The 25,219-nt window shown below is 71.6% G+C and carries 22 protein-coding genes and 2 riboswitches; of the genes, 11 read left to right on the forward strand and 11 right to left on the reverse strand.

Going from position 1 to position 25,219, the window contains the following annotated elements; genetic code table 11:
- Window positions 1–30: 30 nt before the first annotated feature.
- From thpR to imuA, 4 genes are read right to left on the reverse strand one after another with little or no spacing between them, the layout of a single operon-like run.
- Window positions 31–576, reverse strand: a complete 546-nt coding sequence (gene thpR / locus ACFQZY_RS01580) for an RNA 2',3'-cyclic phosphodiesterase (RefSeq protein ID WP_377411764.1) — start codon at window positions 574–576, stop codon at window positions 31–33.
- 32 nt (window positions 577–608) lie between these two features.
- Window positions 609–3,917 (reverse strand): error-prone DNA polymerase, encoded by a 3,309-nt coding sequence (locus ACFQZY_RS01585; protein ID WP_377411766.1) that lies wholly within the window; start codon window positions 3,915–3,917, stop codon window positions 609–611.
- Window positions 3,910–5,418 (reverse strand): DNA polymerase Y family protein, encoded by a 1,509-nt coding sequence (locus ACFQZY_RS01590; protein WP_377411768.1) that lies wholly within the window; start codon window positions 5,416–5,418, stop codon window positions 3,910–3,912. The genes ACFQZY_RS01585 and ACFQZY_RS01590 overlap by 8 nt, the downstream gene beginning before the upstream one ends.
- Entirely contained in the window at window positions 5,387–6,115 is a 729-nt protein-coding gene (gene imuA, locus ACFQZY_RS01595; RefSeq protein ID WP_377411770.1) for a translesion DNA synthesis-associated protein ImuA, read from the reverse strand. Before imuA ends, ACFQZY_RS01590 begins: the two co-directional genes overlap by 32 nt.
- Before the next feature lie 61 nt (window positions 6,116–6,176).
- Between imuA and ACFQZY_RS01600 the strand changes: the two genes are divergently transcribed.
- The 5 genes from ACFQZY_RS01600 (at window position 6,177) to ACFQZY_RS01620 (ending at window position 10,046) form a co-directional block, all read left to right on the forward strand.
- Entirely contained in the window at window positions 6,177–6,749 is a 573-nt protein-coding gene (locus tag ACFQZY_RS01600) for a DNA-3-methyladenine glycosylase (RefSeq protein ID WP_377411772.1), read from the forward strand.
- A 103-nt stretch (window positions 6,750–6,852) separates the two neighbouring features.
- Window positions 6,853–7,392 (forward strand): TRAP transporter small permease subunit, encoded by a 540-nt coding sequence (locus tag ACFQZY_RS01605; RefSeq protein ID WP_377411774.1) that lies wholly within the window; start codon window positions 6,853–6,855, stop codon window positions 7,390–7,392.
- Window positions 7,389–8,918 (forward strand): TRAP transporter large permease subunit, encoded by a 1,530-nt coding sequence (locus tag ACFQZY_RS01610; RefSeq protein ID WP_377411776.1) that lies wholly within the window; start codon window positions 7,389–7,391, stop codon window positions 8,916–8,918. The genes ACFQZY_RS01605 and ACFQZY_RS01610 overlap by 4 nt, the downstream gene beginning before the upstream one ends.
- Complete coding sequence (locus tag ACFQZY_RS01615; RefSeq protein ID WP_377411778.1) at window positions 8,918–9,397, forward strand: hypothetical protein; 480 nt, start codon at window positions 8,918–8,920, stop codon at window positions 9,395–9,397. Before ACFQZY_RS01610 ends, ACFQZY_RS01615 begins: the two co-directional genes overlap by 1 nt.
- 58 nt (window positions 9,398–9,455) lie before the next feature.
- Window positions 9,456–10,046 (forward strand): thioredoxin fold domain-containing protein, encoded by a 591-nt coding sequence (locus tag ACFQZY_RS01620; protein WP_377411780.1) that lies wholly within the window; start codon window positions 9,456–9,458, stop codon window positions 10,044–10,046.
- A gap of 65 nt (window positions 10,047–10,111) precedes the next feature.
- Here the strand turns inward: ACFQZY_RS01620 and ACFQZY_RS01625 are convergent, their stop codons facing one another.
- Together ACFQZY_RS01625 and ACFQZY_RS01630 are read right to left on the reverse strand one after the other, a co-directional pair.
- Complete coding sequence (locus tag ACFQZY_RS01625) at window positions 10,112–10,753, reverse strand: 3-oxoacid CoA-transferase subunit B (protein WP_377411782.1); 642 nt, start codon at window positions 10,751–10,753, stop codon at window positions 10,112–10,114.
- Between the two features lie 10 nt (window positions 10,754–10,763).
- The gene (locus tag ACFQZY_RS01630; RefSeq protein ID WP_377411784.1) at window positions 10,764–11,465 is read right to left on the reverse strand and encodes a CoA transferase subunit A; all 702 of its coding nucleotides are present in this window, start codon (window positions 11,463–11,465) and stop codon (window positions 10,764–10,766) included.
- 102 nt (window positions 11,466–11,567) lie between these two features.
- Between ACFQZY_RS01630 and ACFQZY_RS01635 the strand changes: the two genes are divergently transcribed.
- Window positions 11,568–12,116, forward strand: a complete 549-nt coding sequence (locus tag ACFQZY_RS01635; RefSeq protein ID WP_377411786.1) for a LuxR C-terminal-related transcriptional regulator — start codon at window positions 11,568–11,570, stop codon at window positions 12,114–12,116.
- Window positions 12,117–12,144: 28 nt separating this feature from the next.
- Here the strand turns inward: ACFQZY_RS01635 and ACFQZY_RS01640 are convergent, their stop codons facing one another.
- Both ACFQZY_RS01640 and ACFQZY_RS01645 read right to left on the reverse strand, forming a co-directional pair.
- Window positions 12,145–13,959 carry a methyl-accepting chemotaxis protein gene (locus tag ACFQZY_RS01640; protein ID WP_377411788.1) on the reverse strand — a complete coding sequence of 605 codons (1,815 nt, stop codon included), beginning with the start codon at window positions 13,957–13,959 and terminating at the stop codon, window positions 12,145–12,147.
- 75 nt (window positions 13,960–14,034) lie between these two features.
- Window positions 14,035–15,489: a catalase gene (locus ACFQZY_RS01645; RefSeq protein ID WP_377411790.1), complete on the reverse strand. Its 1,455-nt coding sequence runs from the start codon at window positions 15,487–15,489 to the stop codon at window positions 14,035–14,037.
- A gap of 177 nt (window positions 15,490–15,666) precedes the next feature.
- Here ACFQZY_RS01645 and ACFQZY_RS01650 point away from each other — a divergent pair, with 177 nt between their 5' ends.
- On the forward strand, window positions 15,667–16,242 hold the full coding sequence (locus tag ACFQZY_RS01650) for a peroxidase-related enzyme (protein ID WP_377411792.1): 576 nt from the start codon (window positions 15,667–15,669) through the stop codon (window positions 16,240–16,242).
- Window positions 16,243–16,256: 14 nt separating this feature from the next.
- On the opposite strand, the gene ACFQZY_RS01655 is transcribed toward ACFQZY_RS01650, so the two are convergent.
- The 3 genes from ACFQZY_RS01655 to ACFQZY_RS01665 form a co-directional block, all read right to left on the reverse strand.
- The gene (locus ACFQZY_RS01655) at window positions 16,257–16,676 is read right to left on the reverse strand and encodes an acyl-CoA thioesterase (RefSeq protein WP_377411794.1); all 420 of its coding nucleotides are present in this window, start codon (window positions 16,674–16,676) and stop codon (window positions 16,257–16,259) included.
- Window positions 16,673–17,557, reverse strand: a complete 885-nt coding sequence (locus ACFQZY_RS01660) for a DMT family transporter (RefSeq protein WP_377411796.1) — start codon at window positions 17,555–17,557, stop codon at window positions 16,673–16,675. Before ACFQZY_RS01660 ends, ACFQZY_RS01655 begins: the two co-directional genes overlap by 4 nt.
- 269 nt (window positions 17,558–17,826) lie before the next feature.
- Window positions 17,827–18,609: an SDR family oxidoreductase gene (locus ACFQZY_RS01665; protein WP_377411798.1), complete on the reverse strand. Its 783-nt coding sequence runs from the start codon at window positions 18,607–18,609 to the stop codon at window positions 17,827–17,829.
- Between the two features lie 127 nt (window positions 18,610–18,736).
- Here ACFQZY_RS01665 and ACFQZY_RS01670 point away from each other — a divergent pair, with 127 nt between their 5' ends.
- The 4 genes from ACFQZY_RS01670 (at window position 18,737) to gcvP (ending at window position 25,214) form a co-directional block, all read left to right on the forward strand.
- Window positions 18,737–20,431, forward strand: a complete 1,695-nt coding sequence (locus tag ACFQZY_RS01670) for a 4Fe-4S dicluster domain-containing protein (RefSeq protein WP_377411800.1) — start codon at window positions 18,737–18,739, stop codon at window positions 20,429–20,431.
- A gap of 26 nt (window positions 20,432–20,457) precedes the next feature.
- Window positions 20,458–20,551: riboswitch (glycine riboswitch) on the forward strand.
- Between the two features lie 12 nt (window positions 20,552–20,563).
- Window positions 20,564–20,662, forward strand: a riboswitch (glycine riboswitch).
- A gap of 56 nt (window positions 20,663–20,718) precedes the next feature.
- A complete protein-coding gene (gene gcvT, locus ACFQZY_RS01675; protein ID WP_377411801.1) occupies window positions 20,719–21,861 on the forward strand; it encodes a glycine cleavage system aminomethyltransferase GcvT in 1,143 nt (380 codons plus the stop codon).
- A 44-nt stretch (window positions 21,862–21,905) separates the two neighbouring features.
- A complete protein-coding gene (gene gcvH / locus ACFQZY_RS01680; RefSeq protein WP_377411803.1) occupies window positions 21,906–22,283 on the forward strand; it encodes a glycine cleavage system protein GcvH in 378 nt (125 codons plus the stop codon).
- Window positions 22,284–22,319: 36 nt separating this feature from the next.
- Complete coding sequence (gene gcvP, locus ACFQZY_RS01685; protein WP_377411805.1) at window positions 22,320–25,214, forward strand: aminomethyl-transferring glycine dehydrogenase; 2,895 nt, start codon at window positions 22,320–22,322, stop codon at window positions 25,212–25,214.
- Window positions 25,215–25,219: the final 5 nt, after the last annotated feature.

The following is a 25,219-nucleotide window of genomic DNA, read 5'->3' on the forward strand; positions in this document are numbered from 1 at the left end:
TCGACGCACCAGGGCATCGGGCCGGCGACGTCAGCGGCCCGGAATGGGCGGCACCTCGCCCCAGGCCGCCACGCGCTCGTAGCGCGCCACCGGCACCTGCGGCGGCAGGCGTGACCAGACCAGGGCAAAGCCGCGCACCGGCCAGTCGATGTCCGGCGGCACGGCCGGCGGCTGGGCGCCCGGGGCCTTGCGCGCCAGGGTGAGGTGGGGCTTCCAGCGGGCCTCGCCGGCGGGGAAGCCGGCGGACCGCAGGGCCGCGGTGACCCGGCCCTGCAGCGCGTCGAGAGCCTCGCAGGGGTCAGGGCGCAGCACCACCAGGCCGTGGTGCCAGGCCTCGGGCCGGCCCAGGCGCAGGGTGAAGGGCGCGACGGCCACCGTGTCCAGCGCCGCGCGCAGCGCCGGCAGGCGCGCGGCATCGATCTCGCCGAGGAAGGACAGGGTCAGGTGCGCATGGGCCGGGGCCGAGAGCGCGGTGCCGCGCGGCCAGGCCCAGCGGGCGCGCCAGGCGAGCAGGGCCGCGCGCGTGGCCTCGTCGGGAACGAGGCCGACGAAGAGGCGGCACGTGGGCTCGGGCATGGCCGCAGGATAACGGCGGCCGCGCGGCGGCTTCAGTGGAAATCCCGGCTGCGCCCGTGGGCCCCGGCCAGCCGCCCCAGCAGCGGCGTGAGGTCCTCGGCATGGCGGGCGACCAGGTGGCGCGCCCGCCCGCCGCTGGAGGCGTCGCGCTGCCAGGTGCCCGAGATGGCCAGCAGGCGGGACCGCAGCAGCACGTCGCGCAGGCGGTCCACCAGCGAAGGCCAGACGATCACGTTGATGCTGCCGGTCTCGTCCTCCAGCGTCACGAACATCACGCCCTTGGCGGTGCCCGGGCGCTGGCGCAGGGTGACCAGGCCGCAGGCGCGCGCGGGACGGCCGTCGGCCAGGGTGTTCAGGTGCTGCGCGCTGCGCCAGCCCGCAGCGTCCAGCCGCGCGCGCAGCAGCGCGAGCGGGTGGCGGCGCAGGGTGAAGCCGGTGGCCGCATGGTCGAAGACGATGTCCTCGCCCTCCCCCGCGGCCGGCAGGTGCAGCAGGTCCTCGCGCACCGGCGCCTCGCGCAGCAGGCCGGCGGCGCGGCGCGCGCCGGTGGCGGCCCACACCTGCTGGCGGCGGTGGCCGGCCAGCGTGGCCAGGGCGTCGGCCGAGGCCAGCGCGCCGAGGTCGCCGCGGTCCAGGCCGGCGCGCAGGGCCAGGTCCTCCACGTCGGTGAACGGGGCCTGCGCCCGCGCCCGGGCGATGCGCCGCGCCGCTGCCTCGCCCAGGCCGCCGACCAGGCGCAGGCCCAGGCGCACGGCGGGCTGCAGGCGGCGCGGGTCGAAGCCCGGCGCCTCCTCGCCCAGCGCCGTGCCGGGCACCTCGAGCGCGCACTCCCAGCCGCTGGCGGTGACGTCGATGGGCCGCACCTCGACGCCGTGGCGCTGCGCGTCCTGGATCAACTGCGAGGGCGAGTAGAAGCCCAGGGGCTGCGCGTCGAGCAGCGCAGCGAGGAAGCAGGCCGGCTCGTGCCGCTTGAACCAGCTGCTGAAGTACACCAGCAGCGCGAAGCTGGCGGCATGGCTCTCGGGAAAGCCGTACTCGCCGAAGCCCTCGATCTGCCGGAAGATGCCCTCGGCGAAGTCGCGCGGGTAGCCGTTGGCCACCATGCCCTCCACCAGCGGCTCGCGGAAGCGGTGCACCCCCCCCTTGCGGGACCAGGCCGCCATGGAGCGGCGCAGCGCGTCGGCCTGGTCGGCGCTGAACTTCGCGGCCACCATGGCCAGCTGCATCACCTGCTCCTGGAAGATCGGCACGCCCAAGGTGCGGCCCAGGGGGCCGGCGAGTTCGTCCCTGACGTAGGCGATGGGCCGGCCCTCGCGCCGGCGCTGGCGCGCCTGCAGGTAGGGGTGGACCATGCCGCCCTGGATCGGCCCGGGCCGCACGATGGCCACCTGCACCACCAGGTCGTAGTAGGTCAGCGGGCGCAGGCGCGGCAGCATCGCCATCTGCGCGCGGCTCTCCACCTGGAACACGCCCACGGTGTCGGCGCGGCACAGCATGTCGTAGACCTGCGGGTCCTCGGTGGGGACCTGCTGCAGGCGCCAGTCACGTCCCCGCCACTGGTTGGACAGCTGCAGGCACCGGCGCAAGGCACTGAGCATGCCCAGGGCCAGCACGTCCACCTTCAGCAGGCCCATGGCCTCGAGGTCGTCCTTGTCCCACTGGATGATGGAGCGGTCCGGCATGGCGGCGTTCTCCACCGGCACCAGGCGCGTGAGCTTGTCCTGCGTGAGCACGAAGCCGCCGACGTGCTGGCTCAGGTGGCGCGGGAAGCCGGCCAGCTGCCGCGCCACCGCCAGCCACAGGCGCAGGCGGTGCGGCGGCTCCTGCACGCCGGTCTCCTGCATGGCCTGGGCGAGGCGCTGCGCCAGCAGCTCGCGGTCGAACCAATGGTGGTCCTTCGCGAAGGCATCGACGAGGCGCGCGTCCACCCCCAGGGCCTTGCCGGCGTCGCGCAGCGCGCTGCGGGTGCGCCAGCGCACCACCACCGCGGCGATGGCGGCGCGCTCGCGGCCGTACTTGGCGTAGATGTACTGGATCACCTCCTCGCGGCGCTGGTGCTCGAAGTCGACGTCGATGTCGGGCGCCTCGTCGCGCTCGCGGCTGATGAAGCGCTCGAACAGCATGTTCGACTTCTCCGGCGAGACCTCGGTGATGTGCAGGCAATAGCACACCAGCGAGTTGGCCGAGGAGCCGCGGCCCTGGCACAGGATGTCCTGCCCCCGGGCCCAGCGCACGATGTCCTCCACGGTGAGGAAGAACATCTCGTAGCGCTTCTCGGCGATCAGCCGCAGCTCCTTGGCCAGCTGCGCGCGGTGGACGGGCGCCAGGCCCTGCGGGTAGCGCCGGCGCGCGCCGCGCAGGGCCAGGCGCGCCAGCTGCGTGATCGGGCGGCGCCCCGGCGGCACCGACTCGAGCGGATAGTTGTAGCGGATGTCGCCGAGGTCGAAGCGGCAGCGCGCGGCCACCAGGCCGGTGGCCTCGAGCAGGTCGGGCGGGAAGGCCTGGGCCAGCGCCGCGCGATAGCGCAGGTGGCGCTGGCCGTTGGCCGCCAGCGCGAAGCCGCACTCGGCCACCGGGCGGCCCTGGCGCACTGCGGCGAGCACGTCCAGCAGCGGCTTGCGCGAGCGCCGGTGCATGTGGACGCTGCCCACCGCCACCAGGGGCACGCCCAGCTCGGCGCCGGCCTGCCGCAGCAGCGCGAGCCACAGGTCGTCGCCCAGCTCGCCGGCCAGGGACACGCCGAGCCACAGGCGCGGGCCCAGGCACTCGCGCGCGCGGCGCAGGCCGGCGCGCAGGGTGGCGGCGTCCATCGCGTCGGGCCGGTCGCGGCGCGGCACCCACAGGCACTCGCAGCCGGCCAGCAGGGCCCAGTCGCTGCCGGCCCAGTCGACGGCGTAGCCGCCCTTGGGCGCGGCGCGGCGCGCGGCGGTGATGAACTCGCACAGGTCGCCCCAGCCGAAGGCGTTGCGCGCCAGGGCCACCACCTCGCCCTCGGGCAGCGCGAAACTGCTGCCGAAAAGCAGGCGGAACGGGCGCAGGCGCGGCAGGCCGTCCTCCTGCTCGAGCCGGCGCGCGGCCTGCAGGTGCTCGCGCAGCGCGGTCCAGGCCTGCACCGCGCCGGCCACCGAGCATTCGTCGGTGAGGGCCAGGGCGGCATAGCCCAGGTTGAAGGCGCGGCGCACCAGCTCGTGCGGGTGCGAGGCGCCGCGCTGGAAGCTGAAGTTGGTGAGGCACTGCAGCTCGGCGTACGCGGGCAGGGGCGGCTCGTCGCCGGGCAGGTGCGGCGGCGGGTCCTCGTCCTCCAGGGGCGGCAGCTGCGGCTTCGGCGGCGGCTCAGGCATACAGCCCCTGGAGGAACCATCGCGGCGAGCCGGCCGGCCCGGGCCCGTGCTCGCAGAACACCCACAGCAGGCCGGCGCGCTCGCTGCGCGCGATGCAGTAGTCACGCACCACGGCGCCGCGGCCGTGCGGTCCGTCCTCCCACCAGCCGGTCTCCACCCGCTGGCGGCGCGTGAGCAGGCGCAGCGGCCCCTGGTACCAGGGCCGGTCGCCGCGCACCTCCAGCGGCAGCGGCTCGGGCAGCAGCCAGGGCGGCATCAGGCTGTCGGCGAGCGAGGCGCCCTGGCCCGCCAGGTGGCGCACCGTGCTGCCTCCCTGTCCAGCTCCCTGCCCTGCTCCCTGTCCCGCGCCCCGTCCTGCGACCGTCCCGCCAGCCAGCCCGTGCAGGTGCCGCAGCGCCGGCTCCCAGCGCTGGCGGCGCTCGGGCCGCCAGTCCTGCTGCGGCACGGGCACCTGCACGGCGTCCTCGCCCAGGCGGGCCGACAGGCGCTCGACCAGCTCGTGCAGCCGCTCGCCCTCCACCGCATCCTCCGGCAGGAAGCCGCGGCTGGCGCCGGGCCAGGGCACGGTCTCGAGCGTGCGCAGGCGCAGGTGGTTGGCCGGGGCGGCCAGGCGCACCCGGGCCAGCTGCTCGCCGGCGAGGCGACGCAGGTGGTCCGGGGCCTGCACCGCCTGCGCGGTACGCACCGCCAGCTGCTGGCGCGGCGGCAGCTCGACGCCGTCGAGCCGGCGCAGGTCCAGCGTCCACTCGAGTTCGAAGGCCAGCACGCCGCGCTGGCGCGCGCGCAGCCACAGCTGCAGCAGCGCCAGCAGGTGCTGGGCCGCGTCCAGCAGCGCCGGCGCGTCGGCCACCAGGGCGGGCAGCTCGACGCCCTGGTCGAACACCTCGGGCAGCTGCAGCCAGGGGTAGCGCTCGGGGCGCAGGCCCCAGGCGGCGTCGAGCGCGTCGAGCAGCGGCGGTCCGAAGCGCCGCGCCAGCGGGCCGCGCGGCAGGGCGCGCAGCTGGCCCCAGGTGCGCAGGCCGGCGCGCGCCAGCAGGTCCTGGTGCGGCGCGGCGGCGGACAGCACCGCCAGCGGCAGGTCGTCGGGCAGGCGGGCCGGCGGCGGCACGCCGGCCGCCCGCAGCCGCAGCAGGGCCAGCGCCACCAGGGAGGTGGCGGCACGCGCCCAAGTCACCGGCCCCAGTTCCGGCCCCGACCCCGACCCCGGCTCCGGCTCCGGCTCCGGCTCCGGCTCCGGCTCCGGCTCCGGCTCCGGCTCCGGCTCCGGCTCCGGCTCCAGGTCCAGGTCCAGGTCCAGGTCCAGGTCCAGGCCCACCGCCGCCCCGGGCGCCAGCAGCGCGCGCAGCAGCGCCTCGCCCCCGCCGAACAGGCGCAGGCTGCCCGAGACCTCGAGCAGCACCGCCTCCTCCACCCGGGCGACGCGCGGCGTGAAGCGCAGGGCCTGCCAGCCCCAGGCCGGCGCCGCGTCCTCACGCGAAGGCTGCAGCGCGATCCAGTCCATGGGAGCGTCCGGGAAGGGGGTCGCCGGCACGGGCGCGCAGCAGCTGCCCCAGCAGGCCGTGCCAGGGAGGCAGGCACACCGGCGCGGCCAGCGGCGGGCCGCGGCGCTTGAGGACGTCCAGCTGCAGGGAGTCGCTGGCCCCCGCCCCGCCCGCCACCCGCAGCCGCAGGCGCGCCGGCGAGGCCTGGGCGGCGGCGGCCTGTGGCCGCATCACGAACAGCAGGCGCCGGCGCGGCTGGGCGGCCAGGTGCAGCCGGCGCAGGTCGGCCGGCCGGGCCTGCGGCAGCCAGGCCAGCACCGCCGCCACCTCGGTGCAGCGCAGGGCCTGCTCGGCCGCCCACAGCCGGGCGGACGGCGCCTCGGCCCGCACCCACAGCAGCCGGCCCGCCGGCAGCCCCTGCGCCGCCAGCGCGGGCGCGAAGACCGGGTGCGGCGGCGCCACCAGCAGCACCGGCCCGGCCTGCGCCGCCAGGGCCCGGGCCAGGACCGGCGCCAGCAGGCGCCAGACCTGCTGGTGCGGCACCGCCTGGAGCAGCTCGACCAGCGCCCCCACCGGCCAGCCGCCACCCGGCAGCACCGCGTCCAGCGCCGGCAGGCCGCTGGGCAGGACGGCCTCGTCCCGCGCAGCCAGCTCGTGGGCGCGCCAGACCGCCTCCGGCAGGGAGAAATCAGGACGGACAATCGCGGATCCAGCCACGGCAGACACCTCAAAACTGTATTTTTATACAGTATTCTGCCGTGACTGCAGAGCTTTTTCCATGGCCCGGACGCTCCACCCCGACGACTTCAGCGGCAACGCCGTGGACCTGGCGCGCGCGCTCATCGGCGCGACCTTGCGGGTGGACGGGGTGGGCGGGCGCATCGTCGAGACCGAGGCCTACGACATGGCCGACCCGGCCTCCCACAGCCACGGCGGACCGACCGAACGCAACCGCTCCATGTTCGGCCCGCCCGGCCATGCCTACGTCTACCGCTCCTACGGCATGCACTGGTGCCTGAACTTCGTCTGCCGGGAGGCCGGCCATGGCGCCGGAGTGCTGATCCGCGCGCTGGAGCCCACCGACGGGCTGGACCGGATGCGCGCCCGGCGTGGACTGGCAGCGGTGCGCCTGCTGTGCGCCGGCCCGGGCCGGCTGGGCCAGGCCCTGTGCATCACCCGGGCGCTGGACGGGCTGGCGCTCGACCAGCCGCCCTTCGAGGTGCTGGCGCCGGCCGGGTCGGCGCCGGCGGAGGTGGTGGCGGGGCCCCGCATCGGCATCTCGCGGGCCGTCGAACAGCCCTGGCGTTTCGGGCTGGCCGGATCACCCTTCCTGAGCCGCCGCTTCCCGTAGGACAGGCGCTCGTCCTTGCGTCAGGGGAGAGTCAGAGTGACCATCCCCCCTGGTTTAAATTCGACCGTTTGTTCAATTTTCCCCATCTACGGCCGGAGACAACGTGCAACAACTGCTCGCCTTCGCCCATCTGATCGACTGGATCAACGACCGCTTCGGATCCATCGCCAAATGGGCTGTCACATTGGCCTGCGCCATCAGCGCAGGCAACGCCTTCATACGCTACGGCCTGGACATCAGCTCCAACGCCTGGCTCGAAATCCAGTGGTACCTGTTCGCCGTGTGCGTGATGCTCGGCGCCTCGCAGGTGCTGCGCCTGAATGAGCACGTCCGCGTGGACATCTTCTACGGCAAGCTCTCCAGCAAGGGCCGCGTCTGGATCGACCTGCTGGGCATCCTGTTCTTCCTGCTGCCCGCCATGGCGATCCTGCTGTACTACAGCTGGCCGCTGTTCCTGAACATGTTCCGCACCGGCGAGATGTCCAGCAACGCCGGCGGCCTGATCCGCTGGCCCGCCGCGCTGACGCTGCCGCTGGGCTTCGCGATGGTCGGGCTGCAAGGCGTATCCGAGGCCATCAAGCGCATCGGCTGGCTCACCCACACCTACGACATGGACATCCACTACGAGAGGCCGCTGCAATGACGATGGAGAACTTCCCCCCGCTGATGTTCGCGGGGCTGATCGTCATCATGCTGATCGGCTTCCCCGTGGCGTTCTCACTGGCAGCCCTGGGCCTGCTGTGCGGCTTCTATGCGATCGAGATGAGCTGGTTCCCCGCCAGCTTCATGGCCAACCTGCCGCTGAACGTGTTCGGCATCCTGTCCAACGAGCTGCTGCTGGCCATTCCCTTCTTCACGCTGATGGGCGCCATCCTGGAGAAGTGCGGCCTGGCCGAGGACATGCTCGACTCCATGGGCCAGCTCTTCGGCCCCGTGCGCGGCGGCCTGGGCTACTCGGTGATCATCGTGGGCTTCATCCTCGGCGCCATTACCGGCACCGTGGCCGGCCAGGTGATCGCCATGGCCATGATCTCCCTGCCAGTGATGATGCGCTACGGCTACAACATGCGCTACGCCACCGGCGTGCTGGCCGCCTCGGGCACCATCACGCAGCTGGTGCCGCCCTCCCTGGTGCTGGTCGTGATGGCCGACCAGCTGGGCCGCTCGGTGGGTGACATGTACAAGGGCGCCTGGGGCCCCTCCGTGCTGCAGGTCCTGCTGTTCGCGCTCTACACCTTCCTGCTCTCGCGCATCAAGCCCGAGCATGTGCCGGGCGTGCCGCCCGAGGCCCGCACCCTCAACGGCTGGGCCCTGTGGTCCAAGTGCCTGCGCGGCATCATCCCGTCGGCCGTGCTGATCTTCACCGTGCTGGGCTCCATGGGCGGCCTGCCGGGCATCGACCACGCCATCGCCACCCCGACCGAAGCCGGCGCCATGGGCGCGGTGGGCGCCTTCGTGCTGGCGGCCATCCACCGCCGCCTGAACTGGACTCTGGTCCAGGAGGCCATGGTGGGCACCATGCGCATCACCGCGATGGTGGTGTTCATCCTGATCGGCTCGCGCGTGTTCTCCCTGGTCTTCCAGGGCGTCGATGGCGCGCGCTGGGTGGAGCACCTGCTGTCGCACCTGCCGGGCGGCCAGATCGGCTTCCTGCTGGTGGTCAACATCTTCATCTTCTTCCTGGCCTTCTTCCTCGACTTCTTCGAGATCGCCTTCATCATCCTGCCGATGCTGGGCCCGGTCGCGGACAAGATGGGCATCGACCTGATCTGGTTCGGCGTGCTGCTGTGCGTGAACATGCAGACCAGCTTCATGCACCCGCCCTTCGGCTTCGCCCTGTTCTACCTGCGCGGCATCGCCGACACGCTGCACAAGAACGGCGCCCTGCCCGCCAAGGTGGAATCCAAGGACATCTACCTGGGCTCCGTCCCCTGGGTGATCCTGCAGCTGGTGCTGGTGGTGATCGTGATCTTCGTGCCCCAGTCCGTCACCATGATGCTGGACAAGGAGGAGAAGGTCGACCTGGACAAGGTCAAGATCGAGATGCCGGTCGAGGCTGACCCGGGTGCCGCGGCCCTGTCGGGCGCCAGTGCCCCGGGCGGCGACGACCAGAAGGCCATCGACGACCTGTTCAAGCAGGCCCTGCCCCCGGAAGGCGAGAAGAAGTGATGGCCTTGCCTGAGGGTGGCCCCCAGCCCCTGAGCGCGGAAGGCCCGGCCTTCCCGCTGACCACGCGGGTGCTGGCCACCGCCCTGGTGGGGTGGATGGCGTACTGGGGCCTGCGCTCCGGCGGCGCCCTCGCCGCCACCGACTGGAACCCCACCGCGCTGGCCGTCTTCATCGGCGCGCTGGTGCTGGTGCTGTGGGTCCTGGTCTGGATGTGGCGCAGCCGCACCGGCGTCGACGCCCAGGGCATCCACCAGACCTGGATCTGGAACAAGCGGGTCGCCTGGACCGACATCGCCCAGGCCAAGCTGATCGCGGTGCCCGGCCTGGAGTGGCTGGTCGCCCCGCGCCTGATGGTGCGCGCCCGGGGGGGCGGCCTGCTGGTGTTCCACAGCGCGCACCGCGTGGTGCTGGCCTCCTTCGCCTGCTACGCCGGCACCGGCGTGCCGCTGCTGCAGGAAGGCGACGCCCCCCGGGGCTGAACCCGCCGCCACTCTGGTAAGGTCAAGGCACCGCATGCGCGGTGCCTTTTTTCTTACCATGAACTTCCGTCCCCTCACGACTTTCCTGGCCGCCGCCGCGCTCGCCGCGGGCCTGGCAGCCTGCAAGGACGCCCCCGCACCGGGCGCCGCGCCCGCCGCCCAGAAGGCGCAGCAGGCGGTGTCCATCGAGGCCATCGCCGCCGAGGCCAAGGGCTTCACCGTCGGCTCCGAGATGTCGGTGCGCCGCATCTTCGTCTTCTTCGACCCGCAATGCCCGCACTGCGCGGCGCTGTGGACGGCGGCCAAGCCGCTCAAGCCGCAGGCGCGCTTCATCTGGATCCCGGTGGGCCTGCTCAATGCCGCCAGCGCGCCGCAGGGCGCGGCCCTGCTGGCCGCGGCCGACCCGGTGGCGGCGATGGACCAGCACGAAGCCTCGATGAGCGCCAAGCAGGGCGGCATCACCGCCATCGGCGACCTCGACGCGCAGAAGGCCCAGGTCGCGGCCAACACCGCGCTGATGAACCGCTACGGCTTCGGCGGGGTGCCGGTGATCGTGGCCAAGCATGCCGTCACCGGGGAGCTGGTGGTCAAGGAAGGCGCGATGCCCACGCCCGCACTCGCCGCGGCGCTGGGCCTCACGGCGCCCTGAGCAAGGCGCCACGCCCATGACAAAGGCCTCCCGAGGGAGGCCTTTTGCCTGGGCTTGGCGGGCGGTCAGGCGATCAGCTTCACGCCCGTCTTGGCCTGCACCTGCTCCAGGGTCACGTCGGGCGCCAGTTCGACGACCTTCAGGCCCTGGGGCGTCACGTCCATGACGGCCAGGTCGGTGATGATGCGGTCCACCACGCCCAGGCCGGTCAGCGGCAGGGTGCACTGGGGCAGGATCTTGAGGTCCTCGGTGCCGTCCTTCTTCTTCGCGACGTGCTCCATCAGCACGATCACGCGCGGCACGCCGGCCACCAGGTCCATGGCGCCGCCCATGCCCTTGACCATCTTGCCGGGGATCATCCAGTTGGCCAGGTCGCCCTTCTCGCTGACCTGCATGGCGCCCAGGATGGACAGGTTGATCTTGCCGCCGCGGATCATGGCGAACGACTGGTCGCTGCCGAAGATCGACGAGCCCTTCATCGTGGTGACGGTCTGCTTGCCGGCGTTGATCAGGTCGGCGTCGACCTCGTCCTCGTACGGGAAGGGGCCGATGCCCAGCATGCCGTTCTCGCTTTGCAGCCAGACCTCGATGTGGTCGGGCACATGGTTGGCCACCAGCGTCGGGATGCCGATGCCGAGGTTCACGTAGAAGCCGTCCTGCAGCTCCGCGGCCGCGCGCGCGGCCATCTGGTCTTGGGTCCAGGGCATGTCCGTCTCCTTACTTGCGGTCGCGGGTGGTGCGCTTTTCGATGCGCTTTTCCGGGGTGGGGTTGTGCACGATGCGGTGCACGTAGATGCCGGGCAGGTGCACGTCGTCCGGGGCGATCTCGCCGGTGGCGACGACACGCTCGACCTCGACGATGCAGATCTTGCCGGCAGTCGCCGCGGCGGGGTTGAAGTTGCGCGCGGTGAGGTTGAAGCGCAGGTTGCCCGAGCGGTCGGCGACGTCGGCCTTGATCAGGGCGATGTCCGGCACCAGCGAGCGCTCCATGACGTAGGTCTCGCCGTCGAACTCGCGCAGCTCCTTGCCCTCGGCCACCAGGGTGCCGACGCCGGTCTTGGTGAAGAAGGCCGGGATGCCCGCGCCGCCGGCGCGCAGCTTCTCGGCCAGCGTGCCCTGGGGCGTGAATTCCAGCTCGAGCTCGCCGGCCAGGTACTGGCGCTCGAACTCCTTGTTCTCGCCCACGTAGCTGGAGATCATCTTCTTGATCTGGCGCGTGTCGAGCAGCTTGCCCAGGCCGAAGCCGTCGACGCCGGCGTTGTTGGAGATGACGGTCAGGTCCTTGACGCCCGAGTCGCGCAGTGCGTCGATCAGCGCCTCGGGGATGCCGCACAGGCCGAAGCCGCCCACGGCCAGCAGCTGGCCGTCGCGCACGATGTCGGCCAGGGCCGCAGCGGCGGAGGGGAATACCTTGTTCACGGGATGTGTCTCCTGGTGGATTCGCCGCGGCATGGACAGCCCCGGCATGGCGCTACGATACTACGTAGCACGTTACGTAGTATCCCGTAAAGAGCCACCCGCATGGACACCATCGACTACCGCACCGCCTTCGACCTCGCCCCGGTGGGCCTGTGCCTCTCGCGGGAGCGCCGCATCGTCGACTGCAACCAGCACCTGTGCGAGATGTTCGGCGCGGCGCGCGAGGTCCTGATCGGGCAGACCTTCCAGGTGCTGTATCCCAGCGCCGACGAATACGAGCGACTGGGCGCGCGCATCGCCCCCATCCTCAATGCCCGCGGCTACTACGCCGACGACCGCATCATGAAGCGCGCCAGCGGCGAGATGTTCTGGTGCCATGTGACCGGCCGCGCCCTCAATCGGGAGCACCCGCACGAGGCGGGCATCTGGTCGTTCGAGGACCTGAGCGCGCAGCGGCCGGTGCGCGCCGAGCTCACGCCGCGCGAGCGCGAGGTGGCCGCGCGCCTGCTCGATGGCATGACCTCCAAGGAAATCGGCAAGGCCCTGTCGATCAGCCACCGCACGGTGGAGATCTACAGGGCCCGCCTGATGCGCAAGTACAAGTCCGGGACGACCGCGGACCTGGTGCACAAGCTGATGGCGGGGGTCTGAACCCCCGCCAGGACGGCACGCGCAGCGCTCAGAAGCTGTCCCAGCCGTCCGCCGCAGCCGGCGAGGGCTTGCCGGACAGGGGACTGACGATCGCCGGCTCGCGGTCCGCCTGGGCGGCCTTGGCAGGCGCGTGGGCCGGGGCTGGGGATGCCGCGTGCGCCGGGGCGTGGCCCGTCGTGTGGCCCGTCGTGTGGCCCGTCGTGTGGCCCGTCGTGTGGGCCGGCGCCTGGGTGGCGCCCTTGGCCGGCGCCGCGGCGGCGGCGCGGGGAGCCGCGGCCACGAGGGCCGCCGCGCCCGCCTCCAGGCGGAAGGCGCTGACCGCCGCCACCAGGTGCACCGCCTGCTGGTTCAGGCTCTCGGCGGCGGCGGCGCTCTCCTCCACCAGGGCGGCGTTCTGCTGCGTCACCTGGTCCAGCTGCGTCACCGCGTCGCCGACCTGGGAGATGCCGCGCCCCTGCTCGGTCGTGGCGGTGCTGATCTGGCCGATCAGGTCGCTCACGCGCTGCACGCGGGCCACGATGTCGGCCATGGTGCGGCCCGCCGCGTCGGCCTGCTCGCCGCCGGCCTCGACCTTGGCCACGCTGTCGCCGATCAGGCCCTTGATCTCCTGGGCGGCCGCGGCGGAACGCTGCGCCAGGCTGCGCACCTCGCCGGCCACCACCGCGAAACCGCGGCCCTGCTCGCCGGCCCGGGCGGCTTCCACCGCCGCATTGAGCGCGAGGATGTTGGTCTGGAAGGCGATGCCGTCGATGAGCCCGGTGATGTCCGCGATGCGGCGGCTCGACGCGGTGATGGCCTGCATGGTCTGCACCACCTCGCCCACCGCCGCCCCGCCCTGCTGCGCCACCGCGCTGGCGGCGCTGGCCAGCTCGCTGGCCTCGCGGGCGGTCTCGGCATTGGCCTTCACCGTGGACGTCAGTTCCTCCATCGAGGCCGCCGTCTCCTCCAGGTTGGAGGCCTGCTGCTCGGTGCGCTGGCTCAGGTCCTCGTTGCCGGTGGCGATCTGGCTGGCGCCGGTCGCGATGTTGCTGCTACTGGTGCGCACCTGGCCGACCAGGCGCACCAGGCTGTCATTCATGGCCTGCAGCGCGGCGAGCAGCTGGCCGGGCTCGTCACGGCCGTCGGCCACGATGCGCGAGGTCAGGTCGCCGGCAGCGACCGTGCGGGCCACCGCCAGGGCCTGGGCCAGGGGGCGGCTGATCGAGCGGCTGATCGCCAGCGCCACCGCCGCCGCCACCAGCACCGCGACGCCGGCCAGGATGCCGATGACCCACAGCGCCCGCATCACCAGGGCGTCGGTCGCGCGCTGGGCGTCGCTGGCCTGCGCGGCCAGGAAGGCGCTGAGCTTGTCCAGGGCGTCGTAGTAGGCCTGGTGCGCGGGGATGGCCTCGTCCACCAGGAACTTGCGCGCGTCGGCGACCTTGCCGGCCTGGGCCAGCCTGACCATCTCCTCGCGGGCCTTGAGGAAGGTGCCCCGCACCTGGGCCGCGGCGGCCAGCAGGCCGCGCCCGGTCTCGTCGGTGATGCCCGTGCGCAGCTGCTCCATGCGGGCCGAGATGAAGCGGACGGTGTCCTCCATCTCGGCGATCTCGGTTTCGACCTGCATGGCGTCGGACACGAGCACCAGGTTGCGGATACGCACGCCCTGCATCAGGAACTGCTTCTGGATGCCGTTGATCAATTCGACCTTGCCGTAGCGATCGAGCACCAGGGTGGACATGCCCTGGCGCACGGCCAGGATCTGGGAAGCCCCCACCGCCGCGATGACCGCCAGCAGGAGCACGAGGAGGGCGAAGCCGGCCGCCAGGCGCGGGCCGATGCGCAGGGATCGGATCAGGTTCATGGAAGTCACCGGGTAGGACGGGGGTGTCCCCCCGCTTTTCGGCAGCGACCGCCAGGAACTTGAATCCCCGCAGCGTCAGGCCCGCTGCGCCGCGAGCTTGCGCGCCACCTCGGCGCCGTAGCGCGCGTCGGCGCGGGTGAAGTGGGCCACCTGGCGCTCCTGGATCTCCGCGGCCACCGGGGCCATCGCGTGGGCGATGTTCGTGGTGAGCCGGTCCTGTTCGTCCGGGGACATCAGGCGGAACAGGTTGCCGGCCTGGGTGAAGTCGTCGCTGGTGGCGCGGGGATCGCTGCGCCCGGCCACGCCGTCCAGCACCCAGCCCGGGTCGCCGTGGCCGAAGCCGCGGGTGTCCACGCCGCCGGCCTGCACGCTGTTGTAGTTCGGCGCGGCGCCGCCGTTGTGGATCGCCATCGCACCATCGCGCTGCTGGTTGTGGAAGGGGCAGCGCGGGCGATTCACCGGCAGGTGCTGGTGGTTGGTCCCCACCCGGTACAACTGGGCGTCGTGGTAGGCGAACAGGCGCCCCTGCAGCATGCGGTCCGGGGAGTAGCCCAGGCCCGGCACCACATGGGCCGGCGAGAACGCGGCCTGCTCCACCTCGGCGTGGTAGTTCTCGGGGTTGCGATCGAGCTCCAGCACGCCCACCGGCAGGCGCGGGAAGTCGCCATGCGGCCAGACCTTGGTGAGGTCGAAGGCGTCCCAGCCGGTGCGGGCCTCCCAGGCGATGCGCTGGTCCTCGGTCATCACCTGGATGAACACGTTCCAGCGCGGAAAGTCGCCGCGGGCGATCGCATCGAACAGGTCACGCTGCGCATAGTCCGGGTCCTCGCCGGCCAGGCGCACCGCGTCGGCGGCGGACAGGTTGCGGATGCCCTGCAGGGTCTTGAAGTGCCACTTCACCCACACCCGCTCGCCGGCGGCGTTGATCAGGCTGAAGGTGTGGCTGCCGAAGCCGTCCATGTGGCGGTAGCCGTCGGGCGTGCCGCGGTCGGAGAACAGCATGGTCACCTGGTGCAGCGACTCAGGCGCGCGGCTCCAGAAGTCCCACATCATCGTGGGCGACTTCAGGTTCGTCTGCGGGTCGCGCTTCTGCGTGTGCACGAAGTCGGGGAACTTGATCGGGTCCTTGATGAAGAACATCGGCGTGTTGTTGCCCGCCAGGTCCCAGTTGCCCTCCTCGGTGTAGAAGCGGATCGCGAAGCCGCGCGGGTCGCGCTCGGTGTCGGCGCTGCCCCGCTCGCCGCCGACGGTGGAAAAGCGCACGAAGGTCTCGGTCTTCTTGCCGATCGCGCTGAACAGCGCCGCCCGGGTGTACTTCGTGATGTCGTGCGTGACGGTGAAGGTGCCGTAGGCGCCGGAGCCCTTGGCATGCACCACCCGCTCGGGGATGCGCTCGCGGTTGAAGTGCTGGAGCTTCTCGAGCAGGTGGAAATCCTGCAGCAGGATGGGCCCGCGCGGACCGGCCGTGATCGAGTTCTGGTTGTCGGCCACCGGGATGCCGGAGGCGGTGGTCAGGCGCTGGATGCTCATTCGATCTTCTCCTGGTCGTGGGGTCGGGGGTTCGGTGCGAAGTGTGTTTGCCGCTGCAAAATGGACAAAGCCAATTGCATGAATCGCAGCGATAGCTTTTCTGCCGGGCCACGCGCAAGACTCATCAATGGCCGAGGCACGCTACGCTTGGCCCCGAAGCGATACAAGGAGACAACTGTGAGCAATCGTTACCCCCTGGCCGAACTCGCCGGCCTGCCCGAGGACATGCGCGCGCGCATCCTGGAGGTGCAGGAAAAGAGCGGCTTCGTGCCCAACGTGTTCCTGGCGCTGGCGCGCCGGCCGGCCGAGTGGCGGGCCTTCTTCGACTACCACGACGCGCTGATGCTCAAGGAGGGCGGCAGCCTCACCAAGGGCGACCGCGAGATGATCGTCACCGCGACCAGCGCCGCCAACCACTGCCTGTACTGCGTGGTGGCGCACGGCGCGATCCTGCGCATCTACGAGAAGAAGCCCCTGGTGGCCGACCAGGTGGCGGTGAACCACCGCAAGGCCGACATCACGCCGCGCCAGCGCGCGATGCTGGATTTCGCGATGAAGGTCTGCCTGCGCTCGCACGAGGTCGAGGACGCCGACTTCGAGGCCCTGAAGGCCCATGGCTTCGACGACGAGGACGCCTGGGACATCGCCGCCATCACCGCGTTCTTCGGCCTGTCCAACCGCATGGCCAACGTCACGGGCATGGCGCCCAATCCCGAGTTCTACCTGCTCGGGCGGGTGCCGCGGCAGAAGTAGGGTAGGGCCGGGCCTTACTCGAGGTGGGGCCGCAGCCAGTCGGGCAGCGGCGCCGACTTCTGCCTGGGGAAATCGACCCACACCGTGGTGGCGCCGCCGGCGGCGCAGATCACGTCGGGCTCGCTGGCGCGGGCCATGGTCGCCCAGGTCTCGAAGCTGGTGCGGCCGGGGTCGCTGGCGTACATGCGAAGCAGCACCACGTCGGGGTACTCCAGCTGCTTGTAGAAGTTGCAGAAGGCGTTGACGATCACCGGGCCCTGGCCGGTGGGCGTGGGCGGGCCGCCCAGCGACTGCATCCAGTCCACCCGCGCCATCTCCAGGTAGCGGAAGTAGACCGTGTTGTTCACGTGCCCCATGGCGTCCATGTCGCCCCAGCGCACGGGGAACGTCATCTCGAACACCAGTTTCTTCTTCTCGGGAATCTCGATCTTCATCGGTGGGCCTTGACGGAGGAAAGGATGCCCAGCGTGAACAGCACGCAGGCGACGGATTGTGCGGGGTCGGGCCAGCGGCCCTCCCACGCGAAGGCGTAGAGCAGCGCGAACAGCGTCTCGCTGACGATCAGCTGCCCGCACAGGCTGGCGGACAGCCGCTGGCTGGCCACGTTCCACAGGATCGTGGCCAGCCAGGCCGAGCCCAGGCCGGTGGCCAGGCTCAGGAACAGGTAGCGCCCGGCCTGGGGCTGGGCCAGCATCTCGGCCGGCGACGAGCCCGCCAGAAGCCACAGCGCGAGGGCGCCCAGGCCGGTGGCCACCCCCAGCCAGTTGGCCCAGTCGGTGGCGGCCACCTCGCGGTGCCGGCGCAGCCAGGCGGCATTGAGCAGCGCGAAGGCCGTCCAGCTCGCCAGGGAGACCACGGCCAGCGCCACGCCGCGCCACCAGTGGACGGCCGAGCCCGGCTCCTGCGCCTGCGGCGCGGACATCATCAGCGCCAGGCCGGCCGCCGTGAGCAGCAGGCCCGGCAGCAGCGCCATCCAGCGCAGGTGTCCCGGCTTGCCGAGGAACATCACCCACACCGGGATGGTGCCGATGATCAGCGCGGGCACCTCGGCGCCCGCGTCGCGCACCGCGAACACCAGCAGCGTGTAGTAGCCGGTGAAGCCCAGCAGGCTCAGGCCCAGGGCGCCCAGCGCCTGGCGCAGGGTGGGCAGCGGGCGGCGCGCCAGCGCCATCACCAGCGCGGAGAAGGCGCCGTAAGCCACGAAGCGGCCGCTGGCCAGGTCGACCGCCGAAAAGCCCTCGACCATGCGGGGCATGACGAACACCAGGCCCCACAGGGCCCCGGCCGCGAGGCCCGCCAGGACGCCCCGGAGCACTAGGGTGTGTCCTCGAATTCCCCGGGCCCGCGTTGGGGCGCAATCGGGATGGATTGCGCACCGACGGAGCGCGGCATGGGCTGATGCCCATGCAAGCGACGAGGCGTGCAAGACGCCCGATTTCGCCCCAACCCGAAGGGCTCCTGCCTTGGCGGGCGGTGCGCTGCGTTGCAAAACCGGGCAAGGCGTACAGCCTTGCCCTGGGTTTTGCGCCTTGCGCCCCATCCCGCCAAGGCAGGAGCGCGGCCCGGGGAATCCGATGACACACCCTAGAGGGCGAAGCCATCATCGGCGGCGATGATGGAGCCGTTGATGAAATGGCTCTCGCTGCTGGCGAGCAGCACCAGCAGCGCGTCGAGGTCCTCGGGATGGCCGATGCGCTTGCGCGGGAGCATGTCCACCAGCTTGCGGCCCTGCTCGGTCTGCCAGTGGTGGTGGTTGATCTCGGTGTCGATGTAGCCGGGGCAGATCGCGTTCACGTTGATCTCGAAGCGGCCCCACTCCAGCGCCATCGACTTGGTCATGTGGACCACCGCCGCCTTGGCCATGGCGTACACGCCGATCTGCGGCAGCGGGCGCAGGCCGGCCATCGAGGAGACATTGATGATGCGCCCGCCGGTGAAGGTGCCGGGGGCCGCGCCGCGCGCGCGCGCCAGCATGCGCTTGGCGACTTCCTGCGCGACGAAGAAGGCGCCGCGCACGTTGGTGTCGAAGACGAAATCGAAGTCTTCCTCCGAGACGTCCTGCAGGCGCTGGGTCGTGCCCACGCCGGCGTTGTTCACCAGGATGTCGATGGAGCCGACCTCGGTCTCGGCATGGGCCACGGCGGCGCGGATGCTGTCGAGGTCGGTCACGTCCATGGGCGTGATGTGGGCGTCGCCGCCCTCGCCCTCGATCTGCGCGCGCAGGTCCTTGAGGTTCTCCACGCGGCGGGCCGCGAGCACGACGGCGGCGCCGGCCCGCGCCAGGGTGCGCGCGAACTGCGCGCCCAGGCCGCTGGATGCGCCGGTGACCATTGCAACGCGGCCGGACAGGTCGATGGTGTAGCTCATGTCGTCTCCTCGGGGCGCCAGGGTGCGCCGGAGCGTCCCGCGGCAGGCAATAGAATCGTTCGCGGTGCGCCGGTACCCCTCGGGGCAGCGGCTCAAGACGGACTGGAACCATTATCAGCGAGACAACATGACGCAAGAAGAGATCCTGTCGCAATACGGACCCCGCGAAGCGATGGAGTACGACGTGGTCGTCGTCGGCGCCGGCCCCGCGGGCCTGGCCACCGCGATCCGCCTGAAGCAGCTGGCTGCCGAAAGCGGCAAGGAGGTGTCGGTGGTGGTGCTCGAGAAGGGTTCCGAGCCCGGCGCGCACATCCTGTCCGGCGCCATCATGGACCCGCGCGCGATCAGCGAGCTGTTCCCCGACTGGCAGGCCCTGGGCGCGCCGCTGAACCAGCCCGTCACCGAGGACATCTTCCTTTTCCTCACCGAGCAGGGCGCCACCCGCACGCCCAACGCGCTGCTGCCGAAGAACTTCCACAACGAAGGCAACTACATCATCAGCCTGGCCAACCTCACGCGCTGGATGGCGCAGCAGGCCGAGGCGCTGGGCGTGGAGATCTTCCCCGGCTTCCCCGCCGGCGAGGTGCTTTACCGCGAGGACGGCTCGGTCAAGGGCGTGGCCACCGCCAACATGGGCATCGGCAAGGACGGCGAGCCCACCGAGAACTTCCAGCTCGGCATGGAGCTGCACGCCAAGTACACCGTGTTCGCCGAGGGCGCGCGCGGCCACCTGGGCAAGCAGCTGATCGCGAAGTACAGGCTCGACGAGGGCCGCGACCCGCAAAGCTACAGCATCGGCATCAAGGAGGTCTGGGAGATCGACCCGGCCCGCCACAAGCCGGGCCTGGCCCTGCACAGCGCCGGCTGGCCCCTGGACAACAACACCTACGGCGGTTCCTTCCTGTACCACATGGAGGACAACCAGGTGGCCGTGGGCTACGTGGTCGGCCTGGACTACGCCAACCCCTGGCTCTCGCCCTACGAGGAGTTCCAGCGGTTCAAGACGCACCCCAACATCCGCTGGTACTTCGACACGCCCGAGGGCGGCAAGCCGGCCAAGCGCCTGGCCTATGGCGCCCGCGCGCTGACGGTGGGCGGCCTGCTGTCCCTGCCGAAGCAGGTGTTCCCCGGCGGCGCGCTGGTGGGCTGCGACGCCGGCTACCTCAACGCGTCGCGCATCAAGGGCAGCCATGCCGCCATCAAGAGCGGCATGCTGTGCGCCGAGGCCGCCTTCGAGGCCCTGGGCGCCGGCCGCCAGGGCGACGAGCTCACCGCCTACCCCGAGGCCTTCGAGCAGTCCTGGCTGTACGCCGAGTTGAACAAGGCGCGCAACTTCAAGCAGTGGTTCAAGAAGGGCCTGCCCCTGGCCACCGTCATGACCGGCATCGAGCAGTTCGTGCTGCGCGGGCACATCCCCTGGACCCTGCACCGCGAAAAGCCCGACCACGTGTACCTCAAGCCGGCCGACCAGTGCCCGCGCATCGAGTACCCCAAGGCCGACGGCAAGCTCACCTTCGACCGGCTCTCGTCGGTGTTCATCTCGAACACCAACCATGCCGAGGACCAGCCGGCCCACCTCACGCTCAAGGACGCCTCGGTGCCCGTGAACGTGAACCTGGCGAAGTTCGCCGGCCCCGAGGCGCGCTACTGCCCGGCCGGCGTGTACGAGTTCGTCAAGGACGACAGCACCGGCGCCGACCGCCTGCAGATCAACGCGCAGAACTGCGTGCACTGCAAGACCTGCGACATCAAGGACCCGACGCAGAACATCGTGTGGGTGGTGCCCGAGGGCGGCGGCGGCCCCAACTACGCCAACATGTAAACGGCGCCCGCCTGGCGGCTACAATCGCCGGGTTGTCAGGAGAGCGCCTGCCCCCGAGCAGGCCGCCGAAGGCGCAGGCTCATCGCCGAACGCTCAGGCACCCAGGACTGGCAACGCGCGGCGCTCGCGCCGCGTTTCCTTGCTGGAGAGAGGTACTTTCGCGGTACCCACCGAAGGAGCAAGCCCCCGCGCGGGGTGAATCTCTCAGGTAAAGCGGACAGCAGGGCTCCCCCATGGTCGTACCACATGGTCGTACCATGGCCCGCAGCCCTTTCCCGGAGACCCGGATGTCCGCCCCGAACGCCACCCCTGAGCCCTCCCTGCAGCACACGCCGCTGCACGCGCTGCACCTCGAACTGGGCGCGCGCATGGTCCCCTTCGCGGGCTACGCGATGCCGGTGCAGTACCCGGCCGGCCTCATGGCCGAACACCAGCACACCCGCGCGGCCGCCGGCCTGTTCGACGTCTCGCACATGGGCCAGCTGCGGCTGGTCGGCCCCGACGCCGCGGCCGCCTTCGAGACGCTGATGCCGGTGGACGTGGTCGATCTCGCGGTGGGCCGACAGCGCTACGGCCTGCTGCTCACCGACGAGGGCACCATCATCGACGACCTGATGTTCGTCAACCGCGGCGGCGACCTGTTCGTCGTCGTCAACGGCGCCTGCAAGGCCGGCGACATCGCCCACATCCAGGCCCGCATCGGCTCGCGCTGCGAGGTCGTGCCCCTGCCCGAGCGGGGCCTGCTGGCGCTGCAGGGGCCGCAGGCCGCCGCAGCCCTGTCCGGCCTGGTGCCCGGGGTCGAGAAGCTGGTCTTCATGACCGGCGCCGCCTTCCTGTGGGATGGCACCGAGCTGTTCATCACCCGCAGCGGCTACACCGGCGAGGACGGCTTCGAGATCTCCGTCGAGGCCGGCAAGGCCGAGGCCCTGGCCCGCGCGCTGCTGGCGCAGCCCGGCGTCATGCCGATCGGCCTGGGCGCGCGCAACTCGCTGCGCCTGGAGGCGGGCCTGTGCCTGTACGGCAACGACATCGACACCACCACCACCCCGGTCGAGGCCGGCCTGGCCTGGGCCATCCAGAAGGTGCGCCGCAGCGGCGGCGCGCGCGCGGGCGGCTTCCCCGGCGCCGCCCGGGTGCTGGCCCAGCTCGATGGCACCGCCCCCCCGGCGCGCCGGCGCGTCGGCCTGGTGGCCCTGGAGCGGGTGCCGGTGCGCGAGCACACCGAACTGCGCGACGCGCAGGGCCGACGCGTCGGCGAGGTCACCAGCGGCCTGCTGGCCCCCAGCGTGGACAAGCCGGTCGCCATGGCCTACGTGGACGCCGCGCTGGCAGCCCACGGCACCCGCGTCGACGCCATCGTGCGCGGCAAGGCCGTGCCGATGGAGGTCGCGCCCCTACCCTTCGTGCCGCCCCGCTATTTCCGCGGCTGAACCGCCGCAACGCCCCTCAACGAGACAACAACCGGAGAAAAACCATGACCCTGAAGTTCACCCCCGACCACGAATGGATCCGCGCCGAGGGCGACGGCCCCGCCACGGTGGGCATCACCGTGCACGCGCAGGATGCGCTGGGCGACGTGGTGTTCGTCGACCTGCCCGAGGTCGGCCGCAGCTATGCCAAGGGCGAGGTCGCCGGCGTCGTCGAGTCCGTCAAGGCCGCGGCCGACGTGTACATGCCCCTGGACGGCGAGATCACCGAGGTCAACGAGGCCCTGCGCGCCGACCCGTCGCTCGCCAACAGCGACCCGCTGGCCGCCGGCTGGTTCTTCAAGGTCAAGCTGGCCAATCCCGCCGAGGTCGACGCCCTCATGGACGAGACCGCCTACGACGCCTTCGCCAAGAACGGCGCCTGACCCTTCCTCCCCAACACCTCTGACGGACCCGCCGCGATGCTGATGCAAGCCGCCCGCCCGCTGGGCGAACTCGAGAACCCCAGCGAATTCATCCCGCGCCACATCGGCATCTCCGAGGCCGACGAGCGCCACATGCTCTCGGTCGTGGGCGAAGCCTCGCGCCGCGCCCTGATCGAAGGCATCGTGCCGCGCTCGATCGCGCGCAGCACCGAGATGAAGCTGCCCCCGGCGGTGACCGAGGCCGCCGCGCTCGCCGAGCTCAAGGCCATCGCCTCGCGCAACAAGGTGATGCGCAGCTTCATCGGCCAGGGCTACTACGGCACGCTCACGCCGCCGGTGATCCTGCGCAACATCCTGGAGAACCCGGCCTGGTACACCGCCTACACGCCCTACCAGGCCGAGATCAGCCAGGGCCGCATGGAGGCGCTGGTCAATTTCCAGACGATGGTCTGCGACCTGACCGGCATGCCCATCGCCAACGCCTCGATGCTGGACGAGGCCACCGCCGCCGCCGAGGCGATGACGCTGGCCAAGCGCAGCGTCAGGAGCAAGTCCAACCGCTTCGTGGTCTCGGGCGACTGCCACCCGCAGACCATCGAGGTGGTGCGCACCCGCGCCAAGCCCCTGGGCCTGGAGGTGCTGGTCACGACGACCGCCGATGAATGGGCCGCGGCCCTGGCCGGCGAGCACTTCGCCGCGCTCGCGCAGTACCCGGCCTCCACCGGCCGGATCGACGACCTGCGCGCCGACGCGGACAAGACCCACGCCCAGCACGGCGCCTTCATCGCCGCCGCCGACCTGCTGGCCCTGGCGCTGATCGTGCCGCCCGGCGAATGGGGCGCGGACATCGTGGTCGGCACGACCCAGCGCCTGGGCATGCCCATGGGCGCCGGCGGCCCGCACGCCGCCTACATGGCCTGCCGCGACGAGTACAAGCGTTCGCTGCCCGGCCGCCTGGTCGGCGTGAGCGTGGACAGCCACGGCAACCCCGCCTACCGCCTCGCGCTGCAGACGCGCGAGCAGCACATTCGCCGCGAGAAGGCCACCTCCAACATCTGCACCGCGCAGGTGCTGCCGGCGGTGGTGGCGAGCATGTACGCCGTCTACCACGGCCCCCAGGGCCTGCGGCGCATCGCGCAGCGCGTTGCGGCCTACACGGCCATCCTGGCGCGCGGCCTCGCGCAGCTGGGCTTCCAGGCCGTGAACGCCACCGCCTTCGACACCCTGTGCGTGAAGGCCGGCGAGGAGGCGGTGCGCCGCATCGCCGAGCGCGCCCTGGCCGCCGGCGCCAACCTGCGCCACGTCGACGCGACCACGCTGTCGATCTCGCTGGACGAGACCACCACCCGCGAGGACCTCACCCTGCTGTGGTCCGCCTTCGCCGGCCGCGACCAGGCCGTGCCCGGCTTCGAGGCCTTCGAGAAGGGCGTGGAGCCGCTGATCCCCGAGTCGCTGCGCCGCACCAGCGCCTACCTCACGCACCCGGTGTTCAACACGCACCACAGCGAGACCGGCATGCTGCGCTACATCCGCGCGCTGTCGGACAAGGACCTGGCCCTGGACCGCAGCATGATCCCCCTGGGCTCGTGCACCATGAAGCTGAACGCCACCAGCGAGATGATCCCCATCACCTGGCCGGAGTTCGCCCACCTGCACCCCTTCGCGCCGCGTGATCAGCTCGAGGGCTACGCCGAGCTCGACGAGCAGCTGCGCGCCTGGCTGTGCCAGGCCACCGGCTATGCCGGCATCAGCCTGCAGCCCAATGCCGGCTCGCAGGGCGAGTACGCCGGCCTGCTGGCGATCAAGGCCTGGCACGAGAGCCGCGGCGACCACCACCGCACCGTCTGCCTGATCCCCTCCTCCGCGCACGGCACCAACCCGGCCAGCGCGCAGATGGTGGGCATGCAGGTGGTGGTGACCGCCTGCGACGCCATGGGCAACGTGGACCTGGCCGACCTGCAGGCCAAGTGCGAGCAGCACTCGGACAAGCTGGCCGCGGTGATGATCACCTACCCCAGCACGCACGGCGTGTTCGAGACCCAGGTCAAGGAGCTGTGCGCCCTGGTGCACCGCCACGGCGGCCGCGTCTACGTGGACGGCGCCAACATGAACGCCCTGGTGGGCGTGGCCGCGCCCGGCGAGTTCGGCGGCGACGTGAGCCACCTGAACCTGCACAAGACCTTCTGCATCCCGCACGGCGGCGGCGGCCCGGGCGTCGGCCCGGTGTGCGTGGTGGAGGACCTGGTCCCCTTCCTGCCGGGGCATGCCGCCGGCGGCCTGGGCGAGCGGCCGGTGGGCGCGGTCTCGGCCGCCCCCCTGGGCAATGCGGCGGTGCTGCCGATCTCGTGGATGTACGTGCGCATGATGGGCGCCGAGGGCCTGCGCCAGGCGACCGAGGCGGCCATCCTCTCGGCCAACTACATCAGCCAGCGGCTGGCGGACCACTACCCCACCCTGTACGCCAGCGAGAACGGCCATGTGGCGCACGAGTGCATCCTGGACCTGCGCCCGCTGAAGGAGACCTCCGGCGTAACCGCCGAGGACGTCGCCAAGCGCCTGATCGACTACGGCTTCCACGCGCCCACCCTGAGCTTCCCGGTGGCCGGCACGCTGATGGTGGAGCCCACCGAGAGCGAGACGCTCGAGGAGATCGACCGCTTCATCGACGCGATGATCGCGATCCGCGAGGAGATCCGCCGCGTCGAGCGCGGCGAGTGGCCGCAGGACGACAACCCGCTCAAGCACGCCCCGCACACGGCCGCCGCCCTCCTCCAGGGCGAGTGGCGGCATGCCTACCCGCGCGAGGCCGGCGCCGCCATCCTGGGCGACCGCCGCCACGCCAAGTACTGGCCGCCGGTGGGCCGGGTGGACAACGTCTACGGCGACCGCAACCTGTTCTGCAGCTGCGTGCCGATGTCGGCGTACGAGTGAGACGC

It is taken from the genome of Ramlibacter sp. GCM10027632 (genome assembly GCF_042675325.1).
In the GTDB taxonomy this organism is placed as follows: Bacteria; Pseudomonadota; Gammaproteobacteria; order Burkholderiales; family Burkholderiaceae_C; genus Ramlibacter.